General features: G+C 67.9%; 19 protein-coding genes. 12 read left to right on the top strand and 7 right to left on the bottom strand.

What is annotated here, in order from left to right; genetic code table 11:
* Positions 1-77: 77 nt before the first annotated feature.
* Together mgrA and B5520_RS12655 are read left to right on the top strand one after the other, a co-directional pair.
* On the top strand, positions 78-1,118 hold the full coding sequence (mgrA, locus tag B5520_RS12660) for an L-glyceraldehyde 3-phosphate reductase (RefSeq protein ID WP_079597410.1): 1,041 nt from the start codon (positions 78-80) through the stop codon (positions 1,116-1,118).
* A gap of 158 nt (positions 1,119-1,276) precedes the next feature.
* Positions 1,277-2,362, top strand: coding sequence for an inositol-3-phosphate synthase (locus B5520_RS12655; RefSeq protein ID WP_079597409.1), 1,086 nt, complete (start codon positions 1,277-1,279; stop codon positions 2,360-2,362).
* A 78-nt stretch (positions 2,363-2,440) separates the two neighbouring features.
* Here the strand turns inward: B5520_RS12655 and B5520_RS12650 are convergent, their stop codons facing one another.
* The 4 genes from B5520_RS12650 to B5520_RS12635 all read right to left on the bottom strand — a co-directional run bounded on the left by B5520_RS12650 (position 2,441) and on the right by B5520_RS12635 (position 8,021).
* Entirely contained in the window at positions 2,441-3,145 is a 705-nt protein-coding gene (locus tag B5520_RS12650) for an endonuclease domain-containing protein (protein WP_368483726.1), read from the bottom strand.
* A gap of 339 nt (positions 3,146-3,484) precedes the next feature.
* A complete protein-coding gene (locus B5520_RS12645) occupies positions 3,485-5,161 on the bottom strand; it encodes a formate--tetrahydrofolate ligase (protein WP_079597407.1) in 1,677 nt (558 codons plus the stop codon).
* 95 nt (positions 5,162-5,256) lie between these two features.
* Positions 5,257-6,522: a D-inositol-3-phosphate glycosyltransferase gene (gene mshA, locus B5520_RS12640; RefSeq protein WP_079597406.1), complete on the bottom strand. Its 1,266-nt coding sequence runs from the start codon at positions 6,520-6,522 to the stop codon at positions 5,257-5,259.
* Between the two features lie 74 nt (positions 6,523-6,596).
* Positions 6,597-8,021, bottom strand: coding sequence for a family 4 glycosyl hydrolase (locus B5520_RS12635; protein WP_079597405.1), 1,425 nt, complete (start codon positions 8,019-8,021; stop codon positions 6,597-6,599).
* A 91-nt stretch (positions 8,022-8,112) separates the two neighbouring features.
* On the opposite strand from B5520_RS12635, the gene B5520_RS12630 reads away from it, so the two are divergent.
* From B5520_RS12630 to tsaD, 6 genes are all read left to right on the top strand, one after another.
* The gene (locus tag B5520_RS12630) at positions 8,113-9,204 is read left to right on the top strand and encodes a carbohydrate kinase family protein (RefSeq protein ID WP_079597434.1); all 1,092 of its coding nucleotides are present in this window, start codon (positions 8,113-8,115) and stop codon (positions 9,202-9,204) included.
* Positions 9,205-9,353: 149 nt separating this feature from the next.
* A complete protein-coding gene (gene alr / locus B5520_RS12625) occupies positions 9,354-10,577 on the top strand; it encodes an alanine racemase (protein ID WP_079597404.1) in 1,224 nt (407 codons plus the stop codon).
* The gene (gene tsaE / locus B5520_RS12620; protein ID WP_079597403.1) at positions 10,574-11,308 is read left to right on the top strand and encodes a tRNA (adenosine(37)-N6)-threonylcarbamoyltransferase complex ATPase subunit type 1 TsaE; all 735 of its coding nucleotides are present in this window, start codon (positions 10,574-10,576) and stop codon (positions 11,306-11,308) included. Before alr ends, tsaE begins: the two co-directional genes overlap by 4 nt.
* A complete protein-coding gene (tsaB, locus tag B5520_RS12615; RefSeq protein ID WP_079597402.1) occupies positions 11,308-11,979 on the top strand; it encodes a tRNA (adenosine(37)-N6)-threonylcarbamoyltransferase complex dimerization subunit type 1 TsaB in 672 nt (223 codons plus the stop codon). The genes tsaE and tsaB overlap by 1 nt, the downstream gene beginning before the upstream one ends.
* The gene (gene rimI / locus B5520_RS12610; RefSeq protein WP_104443486.1) at positions 11,976-12,482 is read left to right on the top strand and encodes a ribosomal protein S18-alanine N-acetyltransferase; all 507 of its coding nucleotides are present in this window, start codon (positions 11,976-11,978) and stop codon (positions 12,480-12,482) included. The genes tsaB and rimI overlap by 4 nt, the downstream gene beginning before the upstream one ends.
* Positions 12,479-13,567, top strand: a complete 1,089-nt coding sequence (tsaD, locus tag B5520_RS12605) for a tRNA (adenosine(37)-N6)-threonylcarbamoyltransferase complex transferase subunit TsaD (protein WP_079597401.1) — start codon at positions 12,479-12,481, stop codon at positions 13,565-13,567. The genes rimI and tsaD overlap by 4 nt, the downstream gene beginning before the upstream one ends.
* 109 nt (positions 13,568-13,676) lie before the next feature.
* On the opposite strand, the gene B5520_RS12600 is transcribed toward tsaD, so the two are convergent.
* On the bottom strand, positions 13,677-14,828 hold the full coding sequence (locus tag B5520_RS12600; protein ID WP_079597400.1) for a glutamate--cysteine ligase: 1,152 nt from the start codon (positions 14,826-14,828) through the stop codon (positions 13,677-13,679).
* A gap of 386 nt (positions 14,829-15,214) precedes the next feature.
* Between B5520_RS12600 and B5520_RS12590 the strand changes: the two genes are divergently transcribed.
* Positions 15,215-16,648, top strand: a complete 1,434-nt coding sequence (locus B5520_RS12590) for a glycoside hydrolase family 3 protein (protein ID WP_079597398.1) — start codon at positions 15,215-15,217, stop codon at positions 16,646-16,648.
* An 88-nt stretch (positions 16,649-16,736) separates the two neighbouring features.
* Entirely contained in the window at positions 16,737-17,555 is an 819-nt protein-coding gene (locus B5520_RS12585; protein WP_303048427.1) for a shikimate 5-dehydrogenase, read from the top strand.
* Positions 17,556-17,560: 5 nt separating this feature from the next.
* On the opposite strand, the gene B5520_RS12580 is transcribed toward B5520_RS12585, so the two are convergent.
* The gene (locus B5520_RS12580; RefSeq protein WP_079597396.1) at positions 17,561-18,799 is read right to left on the bottom strand and encodes a class I SAM-dependent methyltransferase; all 1,239 of its coding nucleotides are present in this window, start codon (positions 18,797-18,799) and stop codon (positions 17,561-17,563) included.
* 53 nt (positions 18,800-18,852) lie between these two features.
* On the opposite strand from B5520_RS12580, the gene B5520_RS12575 reads away from it, so the two are divergent.
* Positions 18,853-19,233, top strand: coding sequence for a hypothetical protein (locus B5520_RS12575; protein ID WP_079597395.1), 381 nt, complete (start codon positions 18,853-18,855; stop codon positions 19,231-19,233).
* Here the strand turns inward: B5520_RS12575 and B5520_RS12570 are convergent.
* Positions 19,173-20,090, bottom strand: coding sequence for a DMT family transporter (locus B5520_RS12570; RefSeq protein ID WP_079597432.1), 918 nt, complete (start codon positions 20,088-20,090; stop codon positions 19,173-19,175). The genes B5520_RS12575 and B5520_RS12570 overlap by 61 nt on opposite strands.
* Before the next feature lie 225 nt (positions 20,091-20,315).
* Between B5520_RS12570 and groES the strand changes: the two genes are divergently transcribed.
* A complete protein-coding gene (gene groES, locus B5520_RS12565; protein ID WP_003805290.1) occupies positions 20,316-20,609 on the top strand; it encodes a co-chaperone GroES in 294 nt (97 codons plus the stop codon).
* The last annotated feature ends 55 nt before the right edge of the window (positions 20,610-20,664 follow it).

The raw sequence follows: 20,664 nt of genomic DNA, 5'->3' as shown, positions 1-20,664 counted from the left end.
GGGTCGATTGTCAGCCCGCGGCGTAACTTCTCTCACGTTGTAATGTAGTGCCGGTCACAACTGGCAGGATGGAACGTATGACTTTTTCTGCAGCGGAGGACCGCTACGAATCCATGCCCTACCGCCGCGTTGGCCGCAGCGGACTGAAACTTCCGGCCATCTCCTTGGGCCTATGGCACAACTTCGGCGACGACAAGCGTTTCGATGAACAGCGCGCCATTCTTCGCCGCGCCTTCGACCTTGGCGTGAACCACTTCGACCTGGCCAACAACTACGGCCCGCCGGACGGTTCGGCCGAGACGAACTTCGGCCGGCACCTGCAGGACGATTTCAAGCCTTACCGCGACGAACTCATCATCTCCACCAAGGCCGGCTACTACATGTGGCCCGGCCCGTACGGTGAATGGGGCTCCCGCAAGTACCTGATCTCCAGCCTGGACCAGTCCCTGCAGCGCATGGGCCTGGACTACGTGGACATCTTCTACAGCCACCGCCCGGATCCGGAAACCCCGATGGAAGAAACCATGGGCGCCCTGGATTACGCCGTCCGCTCCGGCAAGGCCCTCTATGCCGGCATCTCGTCCTACACTCCGGAGCAGACCATCGAGGCGGCCCGCATCCTGAAGGAACTCGGGACGCCGCTGCTCATCCACCAGCCCAGCTACTCCATGCTCAACCGGTGGACGGAGGACGGGTCGCCCAACCTGTATGAGGCACTGGACCAGGTGGGCGCCGGCTCCATCGCGTTCTCGCCGCTGGCGCAGGGCATGCTCACCGACCGGTACCTCAACGGCATCCCCACCGACTCGCGCGCCGCGAAGGCCCGGTTCCTCTCCGAGGAAGCCATCACCGACGACAAGCTCGCCCGGATCCGGGGGCTGCACGCCATCGCCGAAGGCCGTGGGCAGTCGCTGGCGCAGATGGCCGTCGCGTGGATCCTGCGTCCCCAGCCGAAGGGGTCACCTGTGACATCGGCGCTGATCGGCGCATCCAGCGTCCGCCAGCTTGAGGACACGCTGTCCGCCATCAAGAACCTGGACTTCACGTCCGAGGAGCTGGCGTCCATCGACGAATTCGCCGTGGAATCGGACATCAACCTGTGGAAGCAGCCCGTCTGACAGCCCGGAATCGTTACGGGGCGGGACCGGCGGAACAAAGCCCGGTCCCGCTCTGTTAGGTACTATGAAAAGGCGCCGCGCGGCGCCGTACCAGCCGGCCGCCGTCGCACTCTCCCCGACGCACCCGGCCGGCTGACATTTGTCTTTAAAGGAGTTCCGTGTCTTCACATCCGATCCGTGTCGCAATCGTCGGCGTAGGCAACTGCGCCGCATCGCTGGTCCAGGGCGTCCAGTACTACAAGGACGCTGACCCCAAGGCCACCATCCCGGGCCTGATGCACGTTGAGTTCGGCCAGTACCACGTGGGTGACGTCGAGTTCGTCGCAGCATTCGATGTGGACGGCAAGAAGGTCGGCAACGACCTCGCCGACGCAATCCTGGCCAGCGAAAACAACACCATCAAGATCGCCGACGTCCCGCCCACCGGCGTCACCGTCCAGCGCGGCCACACCCTGGACGGCCTGGGCAAGTACTACCTCGAGACCATCGAGCAGTCCACCGAGGAACCCGTTGACGTGGTGCAGGCCCTCAAGGACGCCAAGGTTGACGTCATGGTCTGCTACCTGCCCGTTGGCTCCCAGGAAGCAGCCGAGTTCTACGCCCAGTGCGCCATCGACGCCGGCGTGGCCTTCGTCAACGCCCTGCCCGTCTTCATCGCCGGCACCAAGGAGTGGGCTGACAAGTTCACCGCCGCCGGTGTCCCGATCGTGGGCGACGACATCAAGAGCCAGATCGGCGCCACCATCACCCACCGCGTCATGGCAAAGCTCTTCGAAGACCGCGGCGTCACCCTGGACCGCACGTACCAGCTGAACGTCGGCGGCAACATGGACTTCAAGAACATGCTGGAGCGCGACCGCCTCGAGTCCAAGAAGATCTCAAAGACCCAGGCCGTCACCTCCAACGTCGAGGCCGAACTGGCCGCCAAGGACGTCCACATCGGCCCGTCCGACTACGTCCAGTGGCTCGACGACCGCAAGTGGGCCTTCGTCCGCCTCGAGGGCCGCAACTTCGGCGACGCCCCCGTGTCGCTCGAATACAAGCTGGAAGTCTGGGACTCGCCCAACTCCGCCGGCGTGATCATCGACGCCATCCGCGCCGCCAAGATCGGCCTGGACCGCGGCATCGGCGGCCCGCTGCTGTCCGCCTCGAGCTACTTCATGAAGTCCCCGCCGGAGCAGTTCAACGACGACCTCGCCCGCGAAAAGGTCGAAGCTTTCATCCGCGGCGACCTGGAGCGCTAACCCCCCCCTCAGATGCCCTATCACTTTTGGTCCCCAAAACCTTTGTTTAGGAACCAAGGGTGATAGGGCATCTTTCGTTTAACCGTGCTTCAGGGCCATCCGGACCTTGCCGACTGCCCTGCGGAAGTCTTGTGCCAGGTCGTCGGCGTTGAACTTGAAATATCGCCACCCTGCTGAATGGAAACGCTCATCCCGGTGATTGTCCCGGGACTGTTGTTCCCGCGTAAGGTGATGGCCGCCGTCGTACTGGATGGCAATCCGCTGCAGCCGGTACCCCATGTCCGCTGCGGGCGAATAAGGGTCTCCTGGGACGATCCGGATCTGCAGTTCGGGCTCGGGGAGCCCCGCCTCTGTCAGCGCCAACCGCAGGAATGTCTCGGGGGCGGAGTCCGCCCCGGGGCGAATCAGTTCGAGGGCGGCGCGGGCCTTAACAATGCCCTGCAGCTTCGTGTGCCGGGTCAGCATCCGTTGCAGCTCGGGAAGGTTGGACCAAGGCTCTGTCCGCAGCTCCAGGCCGGGCCGGGGGTGACGGACCAACTGGTCTCCGACGGCCACAAGATCCGCCAATGGGACAACACGGGCAAGGTCCAGCCAAGTTCGCGCCGGCGTTGACATACGAATTCCCTCCCACACGGTTATTTCGTCCTCGAACGCCAACACCGTGTGCCCCACCACTCCTTGACGGCGTACTGGAGGCAGGACCTTGGGTTTGCTCAGGTGAAGATCGCGGCAGTCCCGGAACCGGGCAGGAAGCCAGAAGCCCAGCAGAACTGCCGCCGTCACATGGGAAATCCACGCTCCGGGAGTAGCGGCGCTGAGCGCCCGTGCTAAACCGGCAAGCTCGAACTCCCAGCCCGCGGGCAGGTAGAGAAGACGCCCGGCCGAAGCCAGGTCCGATGAGCGGAGCCGCCCACTGCTCAAACTCGCTGCCCGTGCCTCGTGCACTGTGAAGGGGGCAGAAGCAAGGTTTATCGGCAAGGGAGACGAAGGGCGCATGCGCAACATTCTCACCCGGGCTTCGGGCGGCCCGCAGAAGTTATCCACACCCCCCGATGCGCTATCAGTTAGAGCTCGTATAACCCAGTTTTAAGAGCTCTAACTGATAGAGCAACGGGGGTTAGGTTAGGTGAGGCCTACGGGGTTGCCGGCGTCGTCCACGTCCATGCGCAGGGCGGCCGGGACGGCGGGTAGGCCGGGCATCGTCATTACAGCACCGGTCAGCGCCACGATAAACCCGGCTCCGGTCTTGGGCAGCAGGTCGCGCACGTGGATGGTGAAACCCTTGGGGGCGCCCAGCCGGGAGGCGTCGTCGGTGAAGGAGTACTGGGTCTTGGCCATGCACACCGGCATGCCGCCCCAGCCGTTCCGCTCGATATCGGCCAGCCGCTTCAGTGCCGGGACCGAAAAATCCACCCCGTCCGCCCCGTAGATCTCCTGCACGATGGTCCGGATCTTGTCCTCCACAGACAGTTCCAGCGAATAAAGGTGCCGGAAACTGCTGGGCCGGGTCACCGCCTGCGCAACCAACGCGGCCAGTTCGTCGCCCCCGTCCCCGCCTCCACCACGCCCCCAGACGTCTGCAACAGCGGCGGGAACACCCTCGGCGGCGCACCACGCCAGCAGCCAGTCGAGCTCCTCCTGGGTATCGGAGGAAAACCGGTTGATGGCAACCACCGGGGTGACGCCGAACTTCTCCACGTTCCGCACATGCCGGCGCAGGTTCGCCACCCCCGCCTCCAGGGCCGCCGGGTCCGGCCGGGTCAGCTGGTCCTTGGCCACCCCGCCCTGCATCTTCAGGGCCCGCACCGTGGCCACCACCACGACGGCGGACGGCGCCAGGCCGCCAACGCGGGCCTTGATGTCCATGAACTTTTCAGCACCAAGATCAGCGCCGAACCCGGCTTCGGTCACCACGATGTCCGCCAGCCGGCGCGCAGTCTGCGTAGCGATCAGGGAATTGCAGCCGTGCGCGATGTTCGCAAACGGACCGCCGTGGACCAACGCCGGCGTGCCCGCGATGGTCTGCACCAGGTTGGGCTTGATGGCCTCCTTCAACAGCAGTGCCAGGGCACCTTGGACGCCAAGATCGGCAACAGTCACGGGAGAGCGGTCAAACGTGTACCCGAACGTGATCTTTCCCAGCCGTTCCCGGAGGTCGGCCAGGTCCGTGGCGAGGCAGAACACCGCCATGATTTCGGATGCAACCGTGATGTCGAAGCCGTCCTGCCGGGGGACTCCCTGGGTGGGCCCGCCAAGGCCGATGACCACCTCGCGCAGGGCCCTGTCGTTCATGTCCAGGACGCGCTTGAACGTCATGCGCCGGGGATCGATATTCAGCTGGTTGCCCTGGTAGATGTGGTTGTCCACCAGGGCCATCAGCGCATTGTTGGCCGACGTGATGGCATGGAAATCGCCGGTGAAGTGGAGGTTGATCTCGTCCATCGGCAGCACCTGCGAGTAGCCGCCTCCGGTGGCACCGCCCTTCATGCCCAGGACCGGGCCCAGCGAGGGCTCCCGGAGCGCGATCATCACCCTGTGTCCGGCCCGGGCCAGCGAGTCGGCAAGGCCAACGGTGGTGGTGGATTTCCCTTCACCGGCCGGGGTGGGGGACATGGCCGAGACCAGCACTACCTTCCCGGCGGGAGGCGGGGCGTCCAGCCGGGCGGGATCGATCTTCGCCTTGAACCGCCCGTACTGCTCAACGGCTTCGGCATTGATCCCGGCAGCGGCAGCGATCTCCCCGATGGGCCGGATACGGGCTGCGCGCGCGATCTCGAGGTCGGTAGGGAAATCAGACATCCTTGTCCTTTCCTGGAGCGGCTGGCGCCACGAACCTGCCGGAGCACCTGCCCCAAAACTAACAGCCCCGGAGCACCAGCACCCGCAAGAAAAAATCAGGATGCGGGAACGGCCGGGACGAGCCGGGGCCCCACGTGGCGGTCGACGGCGGCATGGTAGCTTTCGAGCGTGATGGCGGCCGTGCGGGCCCAGCCGGAGTTCTGGGCACGGATGGCGGCGGCGCGTCCCATGTCCTCGCGGGTGGCGGGATCGTCGTACAGGGCTTCGAGTGCGTCAGCCCAGTCGGCGGCGTGGTGCCCGTCGACCAGCAGCCCGGTCCGGCCGTGGAAGATGGCCCGCGACAGTCCGCCCACCCGGGTGGCCACCACGGGGGTGCCGCAGGCCTGGGCCTCGAGGGCCACGAGTCCGAACGATTCGCTGAAGGAAGGCATCACCACAACGTCAGCCGCGCGGAACCAGGCCGCAAGCTCCGGTGCCTTCACCGGCGGAAGCTGCGTGACGACGTCGTCCATTTCCGCCTCGGCAACCAGCCGCCGCAGGTTGAACTCCTTGTTTCCGCTCAGCGACCCCAAAATGGTGAGCCGGAGATCGATATCCGGCCGCCGGCGCCGGAGCAGGGCGGCTGCTTTGACCAGAATCTGGGGACCTTTCAGCCGCTGGATGCGCCCCGCGAACAGCAGATGGAATGTGCCCGGCGCAACGCCGCGCTCGGCCCTGGACCTGGTCCGGAACGCCGGCGTGAACGTACTGAGGTCCACACCCGGCGGGGCGATGTCGATGCGGTCGTACGTGGCTCCGTAGTGCGACACCAGTTCCGCTGCCTCCGAGCTGGTGTTCGCGATCAGCCGCTCCGCGCCGTCCACGATGCGGTGCTCGCCGAGCTCGCGCCGCCGCGGCTCGGGTTGCTCGCCGGACTCCAGCAGCAGGTTCTTGACCTTCGCCATGGTGTGCATGGTATGCACCAGCGGGACGCCCCACAGTTCGGACAGCTCCAGGCCGGCGATCCCGGACACCCAATAGTGCGAATGGATGACGTCGTAACGGCCGTGCGGCTGCCGCCGGCGGATCTGTTCAATCTCGGCCACCATGCTGTGCAGCAGGCCGGGAAGCTCTTCCTTGGGAATCTTTTTTGGCGGGCCGGCCAGGACGTTGTGCACGCAGACCCCGGGGTCGGGATGTTCGACGGCGGGCTGGCCGGCCGAGGTGGCGCGGGTGAAGATCTCGACTTCCACGCCCGCCTCGGCCAAGGCGGACGCCAGTTCCCGGATGTAGACGTTCATCCCGCCCGCATCACCGGACCCGGGCTGCTCCATGGGGGAGGTGTGGAGGGAGAGCAAAGCGACCCTGCGGATCAATGCCACGGGACCTCCTTCCGGCCGCCGGCGCGAGTGGCCGCCGGTTCAGTGCGCATTCGATAAAACACTACTCCCTCCCCTCACGCTGGCCGATGTGTGTTAACTCCTGGCCCCGCCCACAGCTCCCGCAGGGCAGGGAAAGCGTGCTCGTAACCGGCCAGGAGCTGTCCGGCCAGGTCCGCCGAGTCCACCAGCGGATGGCGGGCGAAGGCCTGCAGGGCGGCATCCCGGTTGCCGTCCGTGGCGGCCCGGACCGTGAGCCGTTCGACGTCCTTGACCCGGTTAAGCAGCTCACGCTTCGATTCCGGCGGTGCCTGCTGGGGCAGCGGCAGCGCGCCGTCGGGGGTTACCGTGCAGGGAAGTTCGACGACGGCGTCCGCCGGCAGCCCGGGGATGGCGGCCCGGGGTTCGGCTGCTTCAGCCGCGGCGGGGTCGGCTGCCTCGGGCAGGGAGTTTCGGGTGTTGAGGATCAACTGCGTGGTGCCTCCCCGGGAAAGGGCGCTCATCGCGGCCAGTGCGACGCGTTCATAGCCGCCGCCGGCCAGATCGTCCTCGTCCCGGTGTTCGCCTTCGGCCCGGGCCTCGGCCAGGTAGCCTTCCTCACGGGACCGCCGTGCCTCCTCCCATAGGCGGAACGCATCCCCACCGGCAGCGGCCAGCCGCGGATACAGCTCCTGTTGCTGGCTGTGGATGGTCTCCCCGCGGGTGCTGGCCATCGCCTGCATTGCCTGCCGTGCTTCCCCTGCACGGTAGTAGTAGTACAGGTACTCGTTGGGCAGCGCGCCAAGGCTCGCCAGGAAGGGCTGCGGGAACAACCTTCCTTCCTCAAAGGACTGCAGGGCGCGGGGGTCGGCGAGCAGGTCCGGAAGCACGTCCCGCCCGGCGGACTCCAGCCGGTAGAGCCAGCCCAGGTGGTTCAGCCCGTAGTAGCCCACGCCGTCGAGCCGTCCCTCAGGCAGCGCCAATCCGGCCGCATGCGCGGCGCGGTACACCAGGCCGCCCGCCGAGTCGCAGATGCCGATGGCCCGGCGGCCCAGCACGGGAAGCAGCGCCTCGGTGACCATGCCGGCCGGATTGGTGAAGTTGATCAGCCACGCCTCGGGACAGTGGTCCTTCATCAGCCGGGCAAGTTCCAGCATGCGCGGGATGGTCCGCAGTGCGTAGGAGATGCCCCCGGCCCCAGTGGTTTCCTGACCCAGCAGCCCGAGGTCCTGGGCCACCCGTTCATCTGCCACCCGGCCGGCGGTGCCGCCGGGGCGGATGGCGGCGAACACCATCTGCGTTCCTGCGAGGGCGTCCGGAAGGCTGGTGGAGGCGCGGACCGGAAGAGGCGCACCCGGTCCGGCGGGCATGCTCCGCAGCACGGCGGTGACGGCGTCGAGGCGGGCGGGGTCGACGTCGTACAGCACCAGTTCTGTGGCCAGGCCGGCAAAGCGTCCCGAGACCAGTGCCCGGTAGATGAGCGGCACCCGGAAACCCCCGCCGCCGGCAATCAGAAGCCGCATAACCAGCAGTCTAGGCCCGGATTGGCTTGTCCCTGGCGCAAAGCAGGGCGTCCACTATCGGATGTCCGCGGCAGGGCGTATCGTGCCGGACATGGAAGCGATCCCAGCCCGGCCTTTCGACCCACTGGCCGGCGTCCGCTCGCCCTCCGAACCCGGGTTTGACCTCCTCCTGGCCGGAACGGTGTTCCAGGACATCATTTTCACAGGTCTTCCCCACAGCCCGGAGCCCGGCACCGAAATCTGGAGCGACGGCATGGGCAGCTGCCCCGGCGGCGTGGCCAACCAGGCAATCGCCGCCGCCCGCCTGGGACTCCGGACCGGCCTGGCAGCCGCGTTTGGTGACGACGGCTACGGCGACTTCAACTGGAAAATCCTCTCCAGCCAGGAACACGTGGACCTCAGCCTGTCCCGCCGCGTCCCCGGCTGGCACTCACCGGTAACCGTCTCGCTCTGCGTGGAAAAGGACCGGTCCATGGTGACCCACGGGCACGCCGCTCCGGTGACCTCCTCGGAACTGATCGGCAACCCTCCTCCGGCGCTCGCCGGCATTGCGGAAGTGGGGGTTGAGGTGGAGCCCTGGGCGAAGGCGGCGCACAAGGCAGGGGTGAAGTTGTTCGGCGACGTCGGCTGGGACCCCACCGGGGAATGGGCGCCCGTCCGGCTCGAGAACCTACAGTACTTCCACGCGTTCCTGCCCAACCAGCGCGAGGCCATGGCCTTCACCGGCAAGGACGATGCGTGGAGCGCCCTGTACGCGCTGGCGGACCGGGTCCCGGTGGCCGTGGTGACACTCGGGCCGCAGGGCGCCATGGCGGTGGATTCGGAGACGGGGGAGGAGGAGTGGGTGCCGTCCCTACCTGTGAAGGCGTTCGATCCCACCGGAGCCGGTGACTGCTTCGACGCCGCATTCATTGTGGGCAGCCTGGCCGGCTGGCCGCTGGGCAACAGGCTGCGCTTTGCCAACCTGTGCGCCTCGCTGGCCGTGCAGGAGGTGGGAGGATCGCTAGCGGCCCCCGGCTGGGGGGACATCGCCGACTGGTGGAAACGCGCCAACGCCCGCCCCGAACGGCAGATGAGCCAGTGGTTGCGGCGCTTCGGGTTCCTCGCGGAGATCATCCAGGACGTCCCGCTGGCGGCGCAGCGCAGGGCGGCTGCGACCATCGCGCACCTTTCGGACGCCTGACCGACGTACGTGCCGCGCCGTGCCGCCCGGGGCAGCATCCCAGTCAGGAGGCGCCCTCGGCGACGGCCTCAGGCCAGCCGCCTGTTCCGGAATCCCGCCTGCCCGGCCGTGATTATTCGGCAAGAAGTGCCAGCACTAGAATCACTAAGGTGACTTACCCCGCAACAACCGGTGAATTCAGCGCTGCCCCCGGACAGGACCCCCGCCACGAGCGGTCCGCCGTGATCGACCTTGAGGCCATCCGCCACAACGTCCGCCGGCTCGCCGCCGCCGCGTCCCCGGCGAAAGTCATGGCCGTCGTCAAGGCCGATGCCTACGGGCACGGCGCCGTTCCCGTGGCGCGGGCAGCAATCGAAGCCGGCGCCGCCTGGCTGGGCGTTGCGCACATCTCCGAAGCCCTTGCATTGCGGGCCGCCGGCATCGACGCGCCACTGCTCGCCTGGCTGCACACCGTGGACAGCAACTTCGGGGCCGCGGTGGCCGCCGGCGTCGACATCGGCTGCTCGGGGTGGGAACTCGAACGCATCGTGGCGGCAGCCCGGGAGCAGGAGCGCCCCGCCCGCATCCACCTGAAAGTGGACACCGGCCTGGGACGCAACGGCGCCACCCTCGATACCTGGGACCACCTGGTGGGCGAAGCCATGGAGTACCAGGACCAGGGGCTGCTGCGCGTGGTGGGCATCTTCTCGCATCTGGCCGTCGCGGATGAGCCGGAGCGGCCCGAAACCGACCAGCAGCTGGCGGCATTCCGCGAAGCCCTGGCTGTTGCCGAAGACGCCGGTGTGGACCCGGAAGTCCGGCACCTGGCCAACACCCCCGCCACGCTCTCCCGGCCGGACACCCACTTCGACCTGGTCCGCGCAGGCCTGGGCATTTACGGGCTCTCGCCCTTTGACGGCCAGACCTCCGCGGAGCTCGGGCTCCGCCCCGCCATGACGCTCCGGACCCTGGTGTCCCAATGCAAGGAGGTGCCGGACGGGCAAGGCGTGTCCTACGGCCTCCGCTACCACACCAGCGGCCGCAACACCCTGGCCCTCATCCCCATGGGCTACGCCGACGGCGTGCCGCGCATCGCAACCGGTGGCCCCGTCCGGGTGGCCGGCCGGACGTACCCCGTGGTGGGCCGGATCGCCATGGACCAGATGGTGATCGACCTTGGCGACGCCGGTCCTGCCGGCGCCGGGCTGCTGGGTGCCGAGGCCGAGCTGTTCGGGAACGGGGACGACGGCGGCCCTACCGCCGATGACTGGGCGCGCGCCGCCGGGACCATCAACTACGAGATCGTCACCCGCATCAGTCCCCGGGTTCCGCGCCGCTTCGTCAACGAACAGGACGTGTCCGCCGCCCTCCACACGACGGAGGGAGCCGCGTGAACGCCTTCGAACCGCCGGCCGTGCCCAACTGGGAAAAGACCTTCACGGCGACGACGGCGGACCAGACCCACGCGTTTGGCGCCGCCCTCGCAGGGGTGCTTGAAGCCGGGGACCTGCTGGTGCTGTCCGGCGAGCTGGGGGCCGGGAAAACCACCTTCACCCAGGGGCTGGGGGAGGGGCTCGGCGTCCGTGCCGGAATCATTTCGCCGACGTTCGTCCTGGTCCGCATCCATCCCAACCTGCCCGACGGTCCGCGCCCCGGCGGCCCCGACCTGGTGCACGTGGACGCCTACCGCCTGGGCTCGGCCGCCGAGATCGACGACATCGACCTGGAGAACACCATGGACTCCTCCGTGACGGTGGTCGAATGGGGACATGACCGGGTGGAGCACCTGAGCGACAGCCGGCTCGAAATCGACCTGCACCGTGCCATCGGACTCAACGCCACTGGATTGGGCGACGCTCGATTGGGCGCCGTTGGACTGGGCGACTCTGCTCTGGGCGACGGCGGTGCCGGCACGTCCTCCGGCAACGGAGCGGGAACCCTGGACTTCGATACGGAAGACACCGACGAGCCCCGCACCATCGTGATGCGCGGGTACGGTCCGCGCTGGCCGGCCGCCCCGGAACTGGGAACCCCGGAACCGGGAACCCCGGAACTGGGAACCCCGGAACCGGGAACTCCGGAAATCGGGACAGCAGAGCCCGGCGCCCCGGAAGGGAAAGACTGATGCTGATCCTCGCCATTGACACCTCCGCCGTTGCCAGCGCAGCGCTGGTTTCGGATGACGCGCTGGAAGGCGTGGTTGCCAGCTTCTCCACCGAGGACACCCGCAGCCATGCCGAAGTGCTGGCTCCGGGCATCGCGGAGATGCTTGCCGAGGCCGGCGTCACCGGACAGGACATCGACGCCCTGGTGGTGGGCGTGGGGCCCGGCCCGTTCACCGGCCTGCGGTCCGGAATTGCAACGGCGCGCACCCTGTCCTTTGTATGGGGCAAGCCCCTTCACGGCCTGATGAGCCTGGACGCCGTGGCCCTGGAAGTGGCTGAGTCCACCGCCGCCGTCCCCGAATTTTTGGTGGTGACCGACGCGCGGCGCAAGGAGGTCTACTGGGCCCGCTACAGCCTTGCCGAGGGGAAGCTGCCCCGGCTCGAGGACGGTCCCCACGTCGGCTTCGCGGCGGACCTGCCGGACCTTCCCGCCTTTGGGGCCGGCGCCGGGCTCTACGCCGACACGTTGCGCGCAGATCCCGAATTCGCCCAGGAGCAGCCGGACGCGCTTTACCTGGGCCAGTTCGCGCTGGCCCGGCTGGCCTCCGGCAACGGCCTCCTGGATTCCACCCCGCTGTACCTGCGCGAATCCGATGCGCAGGTCCCCGGACCGAGGAAGAGGGCACTGTGAGCACCACCCCGGATCTCCGGACTGCAGGAATTACCGTGCGGGACATGACCCTCGACGACGTAACCGCCGTCAGCGTCCTTGAGCAAAAACTGTTCCCCATCGACGCCTGGCCCCTGCAGATGTTCCTGAATGAGCTGGCCCAGCCGGACACCCGGCGCTACCTCGTGGCCGAAAGCGCCGACGGCATTGTGGGGTACGCCGGCCTGATGTGCATCGAACCCATCGCGGACGTCCAGACGATCGCCGTCGTCCCTGACTACGAGGGCCGGGGGATCGGCAGCACGCTGCTGACCGCCCTCATCGATGAAGCCCGGCGCCGGTACGCCGCGGACCTCCTCCTCGAAGTCCGCGCGGACAACCCGCGGGCGCAACGTCTGTACCTGCGCTTCGGGTTCGAGCAGATCCACGTCCGCCCCCGGTACTACCGCGACGGCGTCGATGCCCTGATCATGAGGCTCCAGCTCACCGGCGACGAGGAAACACGTGAAGGAGGCCAGCGATGAACCGTTCCCAGCCACTGGTCCTGGGCATTGAATCATCCTGCGACGAGACCGGCGTTGGCATCGTTCGCGGGACCACGCTCCTGACCAACACCGTGTCCTCATCCATGGACGAGCACGTCCGCTTCGGCGGCGTCATCCCGGAGATCGCCTCCAGGGCCCACCTGGACGCGTTCGTACCCACACTGGAGCAGGCATTGTCCGACGCCGGCGTCAGCCTGGACGAGGTGGACGCCATCGCCGTCACCTCCGGCCCCGGACTCGCCGGCGCACTGATGGTGGGAGTCTGCGCCGCCAAGGCACTGGCGGTGGCCACCGGAAAGCCGCTGTACGCCATCAACCACCTGGTGGCGCACGTGGGCGTGGGGCTGCTGGAGAGTAACGGCAACGAGGCCCCGCAGCTCCCGGAAAACCTGGGCGCCCTGCTGGTATCCGGCGGACACACCGAAATCCTCAGGATCAACAGCATCACCGACGACGTCGTGCTGCTGGGCTCCACCATCGACGACGCCGCGGGGGAGGCCTACGACAAGGTGGCCCGCATCCTGGGCCTGGGCTACCCCGGCGGACCGGCCATCGACAAGGTGGCCCGCACCGGCAACCCGAAGTCCATCCGCTTCCCCCGAGGCCTCAGCCAGCCCAAGTACATGGGCACGGCCGAGGAGCCGGGCAAGCACCGCTACGACTGGTCTTTCAGCGGACTGAAGACCGCCGTGGCCCGGTGCGTGGAGCAGTTCGAGGCCCGGGGCGAGGACATCCCGGTGGCCGACATTGCCGCCGCATTCCAGGAAGCCGTGGTGGACATCATCTCCTCCAAGGCCGTCCTGGCCTGCCGGGAGCACGGCATCAAGGACGTCCTGCTGGGCGGGGGCGTTGCGGCCAACTCACGCCTGCGTGAACTGACCGGCCAGCGCTGCGCCTCGGCCGGCATCCGGCTCCACGTGCCGCCCCTGGACCTGTGCACGGACAACGGCGCTATGGTGGCCGCTCTGGGCGCGCAGCTGGTGATGGCCGGAGTGGCACCGAGCGGAATCGGCTTCGCGCCGGACTCGTCCATGCCGGTCACCTCGGTATCGCTCCCCGCCTGAAGCCTGCTGGCCCGGCGATCCGTCGCGGGGCACTTTGGGGGCGCCGCCGTCGTGAATCACGACGGCGGCCGGCGTGTCCGTGCCGAAGTGCCCCGTTACGGCCGGGGGATCAGGCGGTGGGGCCGTTCCGCATCTGCTTGACGAGGTCCAGCACCACGGCCTGGAGGTCCCCGCCGTGCTCGGCGGCCACCTTCCGCTGGCGCTGGTACCCGGCCCCGCGGCGGATGATCTTCTCCACGTCGGCGAGTTCGTCGGCGCAGCCCAGCTTGGCCGCCACAGGCTCCAGCCGGTTCAGGGTCTCCAGCAGGTGGTCCGTCACCAGCTGTTCCTTGCCCGCGGCGTCGAGGATGATGATGGCGTCCATGCCGTAGCGGGCGGCCCGCCACTTGTTCTCCTGGATGTGCCAGGGCGGCATGGTGGGGATGGTGCCGCCGTTGTCCAGGGTGGTGGAGAATTCGTCCACGAGGCACTGGGTGAGCGCGGCGATGGCGCCCACTTCCTCCAGGGTGGCCAGGCCGTCGCAGATGCGCATTTCGATGGTGCCCAGGTTCGGGACCGGCCGGATGTCCCAGCGGATTTCGGACAGGGTGTCGATCACGCCGGTGGTGAACATGTCCTGGACGTAGGACTCGTATTCAGCCCAGGACTGGAACTGGAACGGCAGGCCGGCCGTGGGCAGCTGCTGGAACATCAGGGCGCGCTGCGAGGCGTAGCCGGTGTCCTCGCCGCCCCAGAACGGGCTGGACGCGGAGAGCGCCTGGAAGTGCGGGAAGTAGTTGACCAGCCCGTCCAATACCGGGAGGGCCTTCTCCCGCCGGTCCAGCCCCACGTGCACGTGCACGCCGTAAATCACCATCTGCCGGCCCCACCACTGGGTGCGGTCGATCAGCTTCGCGTAGCGGGCCTTGTCCGTCACCGGCTGCAGCTGCGGCGGGCTGAACGGGTGGCTGCCCGCGCAAAAGAGTTCCACGCCCATCGGGTCCGTGATCTCCCGGACGGCGGCCAGGGACCGGCTCAGGTCCTCCTTGGCTTCGGCGGCCGTTTCACAGATGCCCGTGACCAGCTCCACCGTGTTCAGCAGCAGTTCCTGCTTGATGTGCGGGTGTTCGTCGTCCTCGTTCAATTCCGGATGGCGGGAGGCTACGCCGCGGAGCACTTCGTTGGCTACAGAGGCGAGCTCACCGGTGCTGCCGTCCACCAGCGCGAGCTCCCATTCAACACCAAGGGTTGATTGCCTCGATGAAGCGAAGTCAATCTTCACGCGTTTCCTTACTGTCCGGTTTGCCGCTGGCTGACGCCGCTCACGGGCTGCTGCCGGCAGGCGAACGGGTGGTTCAAGTCTAGTGCAGGGGTAGCATCGTATTGATGGTCCCGTTCCAACACCTGCGTGACAGTACCCACAAAACCTTCCCCCTCCTCGCGGCAGTATCCGCCCTGGCCCTCGCCTCCTGCACCCCCGCCCCGGCGCCCGGGCCGTCGTCGCCCGCTGCCACCGCGGCACCTTCACCGTCCGCATCGCCCACCCCAACACCGCGTACGACGCCGTCCCCCACCGCCGCGTCCCCCTCACCCGATCCGGGTTCCCGGCCCCTGGGCTGGGGCCCGCTCCAGCGGGACCAGGACGCCGCCGCGGCGGCCGTGGCCGGCATGACAACCGAGGAAAAAGCAGGGCAGGTCCTGCTGCCGTTTTTCACGGGCAAGGACGTGGAGGCCCACGCGGCCACCATCGAGCGGCTGCACCTTGCCGGATCCATCATCATGGGAGACAACGTTCCGCGGGACCCACAGGGAAGGGTGGACGCGGCCGGCATGGCCGCGGTCAACCAACGGCTGGCGCAGGCCACCGTTGCGGACGGCGAGCCCTGGCCCGGCATGATTGCGGTGGACCAGGAAGGCGGCCTTGTAGCGCGCCTGGGTACGCCGCTGACGGAGTGGCCCGCTCCCATGAGCTACGGCGCGGCCGGTAATGAGGCCCTCACCCGGGAGGCGGGGCAGGGCCTGGCCGGTGAGCTGGTGCCGCTTGGCTTCAACACCGACTTTGCACCGGACACGGACGTCACCATGGGGCCCAAGGACCCCACCATCGGGGCGCGGGCCATGTCCGCGGACCCCGCCGCCGTTGCTGTGCACGGGGTGGCGTTCTCCCAGGGCATGCTCGCGGCAGGAGTCCTTCCGGTCGTTAAGCACTTCCCGGGCCACGGATCAGTGACGGCCGACTCCCACCTCAGCCTGCCGGTGCAGCCGGCCGGCGTCGAGGAACTCCGCGGCAGGGACTGGAAACCGTTCCAGGCCGCCATCGCCGCCGGGACACCCATGGTGATGACCGGGCACATTGCCGTGCCGGCGCTGGAACCCGGCGTCCCGGCGTCGCTCTCTGCCCCCACGTATGCCGCCTTGCGCGGCCTGGGATTCAAGGGCGTGGCGGTGACGGATGCGCTGAACATGGGCGCCGTGGCCAAGCAGTACCCCAGCGGGTCTGCTGCGGTGATGGCGCTCCAGGCGGGCGCGGACCTGCTGCTGATGCCAGCCGACGTGTCACAATCGCATGTTGCCATCGTGGGGGCCGTCAAGTCCGGAAGCCTGCCCCCGGAAAGGCTGGACGAGGCCGCCCGGCGGGTGGCCACCATGATGGTCTGGCAGGGCAGGAGGGGTCCCGCGGCTGGTATCCCCGCAGGCAGCAGCGCCGCCGTGTCCGCCCGGGTCTCGGCCTCCGCCGTCACCGTTGTCTCCGGGCCGTGCACCGGGCCACTGGTTCCCGGAGCGGTCCGGGTGGCCGGCGGCGGGCCCGGAGACCGGGAACGGTTCGAGGCGGCCGCCGCCCGCGCCGGCCTCGCCCTGGGCTCAGGGCCGCTGGTGAACCTGATCGGATTCGGCGGGCGTCCCGCTGGAGGGGACATCGAGGTGGCCCTGGACGCCCCCTGGCCGTTGCAGGGTTCGCCGGCGCCGGTCAGGCTTGCGCTGTACGGCCGCACCGACGCTGCCTTCGACGCGCTCGCGGCCGTGCTGGCAGGCAAGGCGACGGCACCCGGGAAGCTGCCTGCCGCCGTCGGAAGCGTCCCCGCAGGCACCGGCTGCCCCTGACCCAAGTAAGTAGCGCCAACTGTCGTTCTGGCGGCTGAAAACGACAGTTGGCGCTACCCAGTTGGGGGAGTGCGGGTTTAATGGTCGGGTGCCCATTCTGAATAAAGACATGACCCTCTGCATCTCGCTCTCGGCCCGTCCCAGCAACAACGGGACCAGGTTCCACAACCACCTGTACGAACAGCTGGAGCTCAACTGGATCTACAAGGCGTTTGCCCCCACCAACCTGGAGCAGGCCATTGCCGGAGTCCGCGGGCTGGGCATCCGCGGGTGCGCCATCTCCATGCCCTACAAGGAAGACGTCATCGCGCTGGTGGATGAGATGGACCCCTCCGCCAAGGCCATCGATTCCGTGAACACGATCGTCAACACCGACGGCCACCTCAAGGCGTACAACACGGACTACACCGCCATCGAACAGCTGCTTGCCACCAACTCGGTGCCCACCGGCTACTCGGTCCTGGTCCAGGGTGCGGGCGGCATGGCCAAGGCCACCGTGGCGGCGCTGCGGGATGCCGGGTTCACCGACGTCACGGTGATCGCACGGAATGAAGCGACAGGGCGGGCGCTTGCCGGGCAGTACGGGTTCCGGTGGCGTGCAGCGCTCGACGGCGGCACGGCGGACATGATCATCAACGTCACCCCCGTGGGGATGGCCGGCGGGGCGGAAGCGGACGCGCTGTCCTTCCCGGCCGAGGCCATTGACGCCGCGCGGCTCGTTTTCGACGTGGTGGCGCTGCCCGCCGAGACCCCGCTGATCCGGGCCGCCCGCGCCGCCGGAAAGCCGGTGATCACCGGAGCGGAGGTGGCCACCATCCAGGCACTGGAACAGTTCGTCCTGTACACCGGAGTGCGGCCAAGCCCTGGGCAGGTGCTAGCGGCCGAGGAGTTCATGCGGGCGCAGTAACGGCGTTACACCGAAGTAACGGGTTCCACCACGATGGCCACCCGGTCCTCCCCGATGCGGGTGAGGACCAGGGTGGCCGTTTTGGTGCCGCCCTTTTTCGCAGGGTTTTTCCCGCCGGGCAGGAGCTGCTTCCGGAGTTCCTCGGGCGTGACGGCGGTGCCGCGTTTCTTGATGTCCAGCACCGTGATGCCTTCGGCCTTCACCCACGCCTTGAGCGCCTTGACGTTGTACGGCATCACGTCCAGCACCTTGTAGGCCCGCGCGAACGGGGTGTCCACGAGGGCGGGGGCGCAGATGTAGGCGATGTGCTCGTCTACCAGGTGGCCCCCGAGCCCAAGCGCGACGTCGGCAACGAGCCCTGCGCGGATGACCGCGCCGTCGGGTTCGTACAGGTAGCCTTCCACGGGACCCATCGGCGCTTCCGGCCCGGCCCCGAAGTCCTCGCCGCTGGTCAGCTCGGCGGCGCCGCTGGGCCCAAGCACCAGGGCTGCGCGGCGGACTCCGGGCCGCCGCACGGCGTTGAACCACAGTGCCACCTCGGTGACGTCGCCGGCCACCGAGACCCACTGTGCCTCGCAGTTGTGCGGGACGGAGTCATGCGGCATGCCGGGCCCCATCTTCACCCCCACGGCCTTGCCGGACGCGGCCAGGGCTTCGACGAAGGACAGCGGCGGCGAAAAGGCTTCTGGATCCCAGATGCGCTTGGTGCCCGAGGTGGAGGTGACCCGGCGGGCGGGGTCCAGCCAAACGCCGTCGATGCCGTCCAGCGGAACCGCGGTCGCGTCCGCATGAACCACCGTGGCGTTCGGGAACGGGATGAGGTTCACGGTGGCGCAGGCCGCCGTGGTCTCATCCATTTCGACGGCGGTAACGGTCACGTCAAGGGACGCCAGGGCGAGCGAATCGGCGCCCAGCCCGCAGCCCAGGTCTGCCACATGGCTGACCCCCGCGCCGGCAAACCGCTGCGCGTGCCGGGCGGCCACGTTCAGGCGGGTGGCCTGTTCCAGGCCTGCCTGGGTGAAGAGCATCTGCCGGGAAAACTCCCCGAATTTAGCTTCGGCCTTGGTGCGGAGCCTGGACTGGGTCAGGACGGCGGAGACAAGGTCGGGGGAGTGGCCGGCCTTCCGGAGGGCCGAATTGAGCTCGAAGGAGGAGTCCTCCTGGTAGGGGCCCAGGGACGCCAGCAGCTCCCAGCCTTCCGGGGTGAGCAGCGGTGCGATCTTGTCCTGGGGAGCGTGGGGCATGGGTTCCAGCCTAGTGGAGGAGGGCCCGGCGCTATGCCGATAGTGTTGAAAGCATGGAAGACAGCGCAGGCCCCCAGCAGTCCGGAGAACAGCAACCCACGGACCGGGGTCCCGCCAGGTACGCTCGTCCCGCCCTCATCGCGGCTTCCCTGGTGGCAGTGGTGTGCATCGCGCTGCTGGTGATCATTTTCTTCCTGGATACCTTCAACGCCACCGTCTATTCCGTGGGGGGCAACGACATTGAGGACGACACCCAGGAAGCCAGCGACATCCGCGGGTTGTATGCCGGTGCACGGGCGGGAAGCATCGTGTTCCTGGTGGCGTCCCTGCTCGCTGCCGCCGTCGCGGCCGTGGTGCTCTACCGCGGCAGGAATCAGGGGAGGCGGGATTCCGACGGCGGCGAGGACGTGGACTTTGACGACCTGGGACGCTGAGGCCGCTGGCCGGCGCTGGTCAGCAGGACCCCGGATATCACCAGGATTCCGCCCAGCACCTGTGCCGCGGTGATGGGCTGGCCCAGCAGCACGGTGATGATGGCGGTGAAGACGGCGATCAGGTTCAGGTAGTTGCCGGCGTTGGCCGCAGAAGTCCGCTTGAGTGCCAGGTTCCACAGCAGGTAGGAGCCCAGCGAGGGGAACAGGGCGATGAACGCCAGGGACCAGCCTTCGGCCGGAGTGGACGGCAGCCCGGCCCCGGTTGCTGCCGCGATGGGTGCCAGGACCACTGCAGCCATTGCCACCTGCACGGCCGTTGCGGTGATCGCGGGGAGGGCAAGCCGCCTGGCGATGATCGTGTAGAAACCCCAGACGGTGATGGCTGCCACGATCAGCAGCTCTCCGGTGTTGATGGAAAAGGTCAGCAGGCGGGACACATCGCCGCCTGTCAAAACCATCAGCACGCCGGCCAGGCCCAGTGCGATGCCCAGCCAGCTCACCGGGCGCGGCCGGTCCTTGAGCAGGACCACGGCGAGCACCATGATCAGGGCCGGGTTGGCGGCCGTCACCAGGGAAGCGTTCAGGGCCGACGTGTGCTGCAGTGCGCTGTACAGCAGCAGGGTGTAGCCGCTCATGCCCAGAGCGCTCAGCAGCAGCAGTACCGGCCAGCGGCGCAGCACGGCGGGCCAGTCCGGCCGGTCAACGGCCTGCGCCAGCAGGAGCAGCGGCACCGCGGCCAGGGCCCAACGCCAGAAGGTCAGCTGCAACGGCTCCATGGTCTGCATCGCGGCTTGGCCCACCACGAAGTTTCCGGCCCAGAACAGGTTCGCAAGGATCAGGTATACGGCGGCTCGCACCGCTTCAATGTACACGCCGCCGTGTACGCGGATGACGAAACGCTGGCACTCGCCTTGACCGAGTGCTAACCCGCACATAGAGTCTTCATTAGCACTCTCCCTAGGAGGGTGCTAACACATGAAGAGCTGCCAGCCAGGCTGCTGCCGGCACCGCGACGACGGTTTGCCAGCCAGGGCGGAAAGCTTTCCAGTCCACGAATTTGCTGACGAAAAGGAGAGGTCCGAGTGTCGGTCTCTATTAAGCCTCTTGAGGATCGTATTGTTGTCCGCCCGCTCGAAGCCGAGCAGACCACGGCTTCCGGCCTGGTCATCCCGGACTCCGCACAGGAGAAGCCGCAGGAAGGCGAAGTTGTTGCAGTTGGCCCCGGCCGCTTTGAGGATGGCAACCGCGTTCCTGTCGACGTAGCCGTTGGCGACGTCGTCATCTACTCCAAGTACGGCGGAACCGAAGTCAAGACCGGCGGCACCGAGTACCTCGTGCTGTCCGCCCGCGACGTCCTGGCGATCGTCGTAAAGTAACTCTCCGGATCCCCGTGCCGCTGGTCATGCTTACTGCTGGTCAGCTGCGCGGGGT

Source organism: Arthrobacter sp. P2b, from assembly GCF_900168295.1.
In the GTDB taxonomy this organism is placed as follows: domain Bacteria; phylum Actinomycetota; class Actinomycetes; order Actinomycetales; family Micrococcaceae; genus Arthrobacter.
This window is presented reverse-complemented; position numbering and strand designations above follow the sequence as displayed.

Excerpts from the sequence above, each read along its gene's own strand:
- B5520_RS12580 (WP_079597396.1), bottom strand. The coding sequence starts at position 18,799 with ATGCCCCACGCTCCCCAGGACAAGATCGCACCGCTGCTCACCCCGGAA.
- B5520_RS12630 (WP_079597434.1), top strand. The coding sequence starts at position 8,113 with ATGGAAGCGATCCCAGCCCGGCCTTTCGACCCACTGGCCGGCGTCCGC.
- B5520_RS12645 (WP_079597407.1), bottom strand. The coding sequence starts at position 5,161 with ATGTCTGATTTCCCTACCGACCTCGAGATCGCGCGCGCAGCCCGTATC.
- B5520_RS12590 (WP_079597398.1), top strand. The coding sequence starts at position 15,215 with ATGACAACCGAGGAAAAAGCAGGGCAGGTCCTGCTGCCGTTTTTCACG.
- tsaD (WP_079597401.1), top strand. The coding sequence starts at position 12,479 with ATGAACCGTTCCCAGCCACTGGTCCTGGGCATTGAATCATCCTGCGAC.
- B5520_RS12575 (WP_079597395.1), top strand. The coding sequence starts at position 18,853 with ATGGAAGACAGCGCAGGCCCCCAGCAGTCCGGAGAACAGCAACCCACG.
- mgrA (WP_079597410.1), top strand. The coding sequence starts at position 78 with ATGACTTTTTCTGCAGCGGAGGACCGCTACGAATCCATGCCCTACCGC.
- tsaB (WP_079597402.1), top strand. The coding sequence starts at position 11,308 with ATGCTGATCCTCGCCATTGACACCTCCGCCGTTGCCAGCGCAGCGCTG.
- B5520_RS12635 (WP_079597405.1), bottom strand. The coding sequence starts at position 8,021 with ATGCGGCTTCTGATTGCCGGCGGCGGGGGTTTCCGGGTGCCGCTCATC.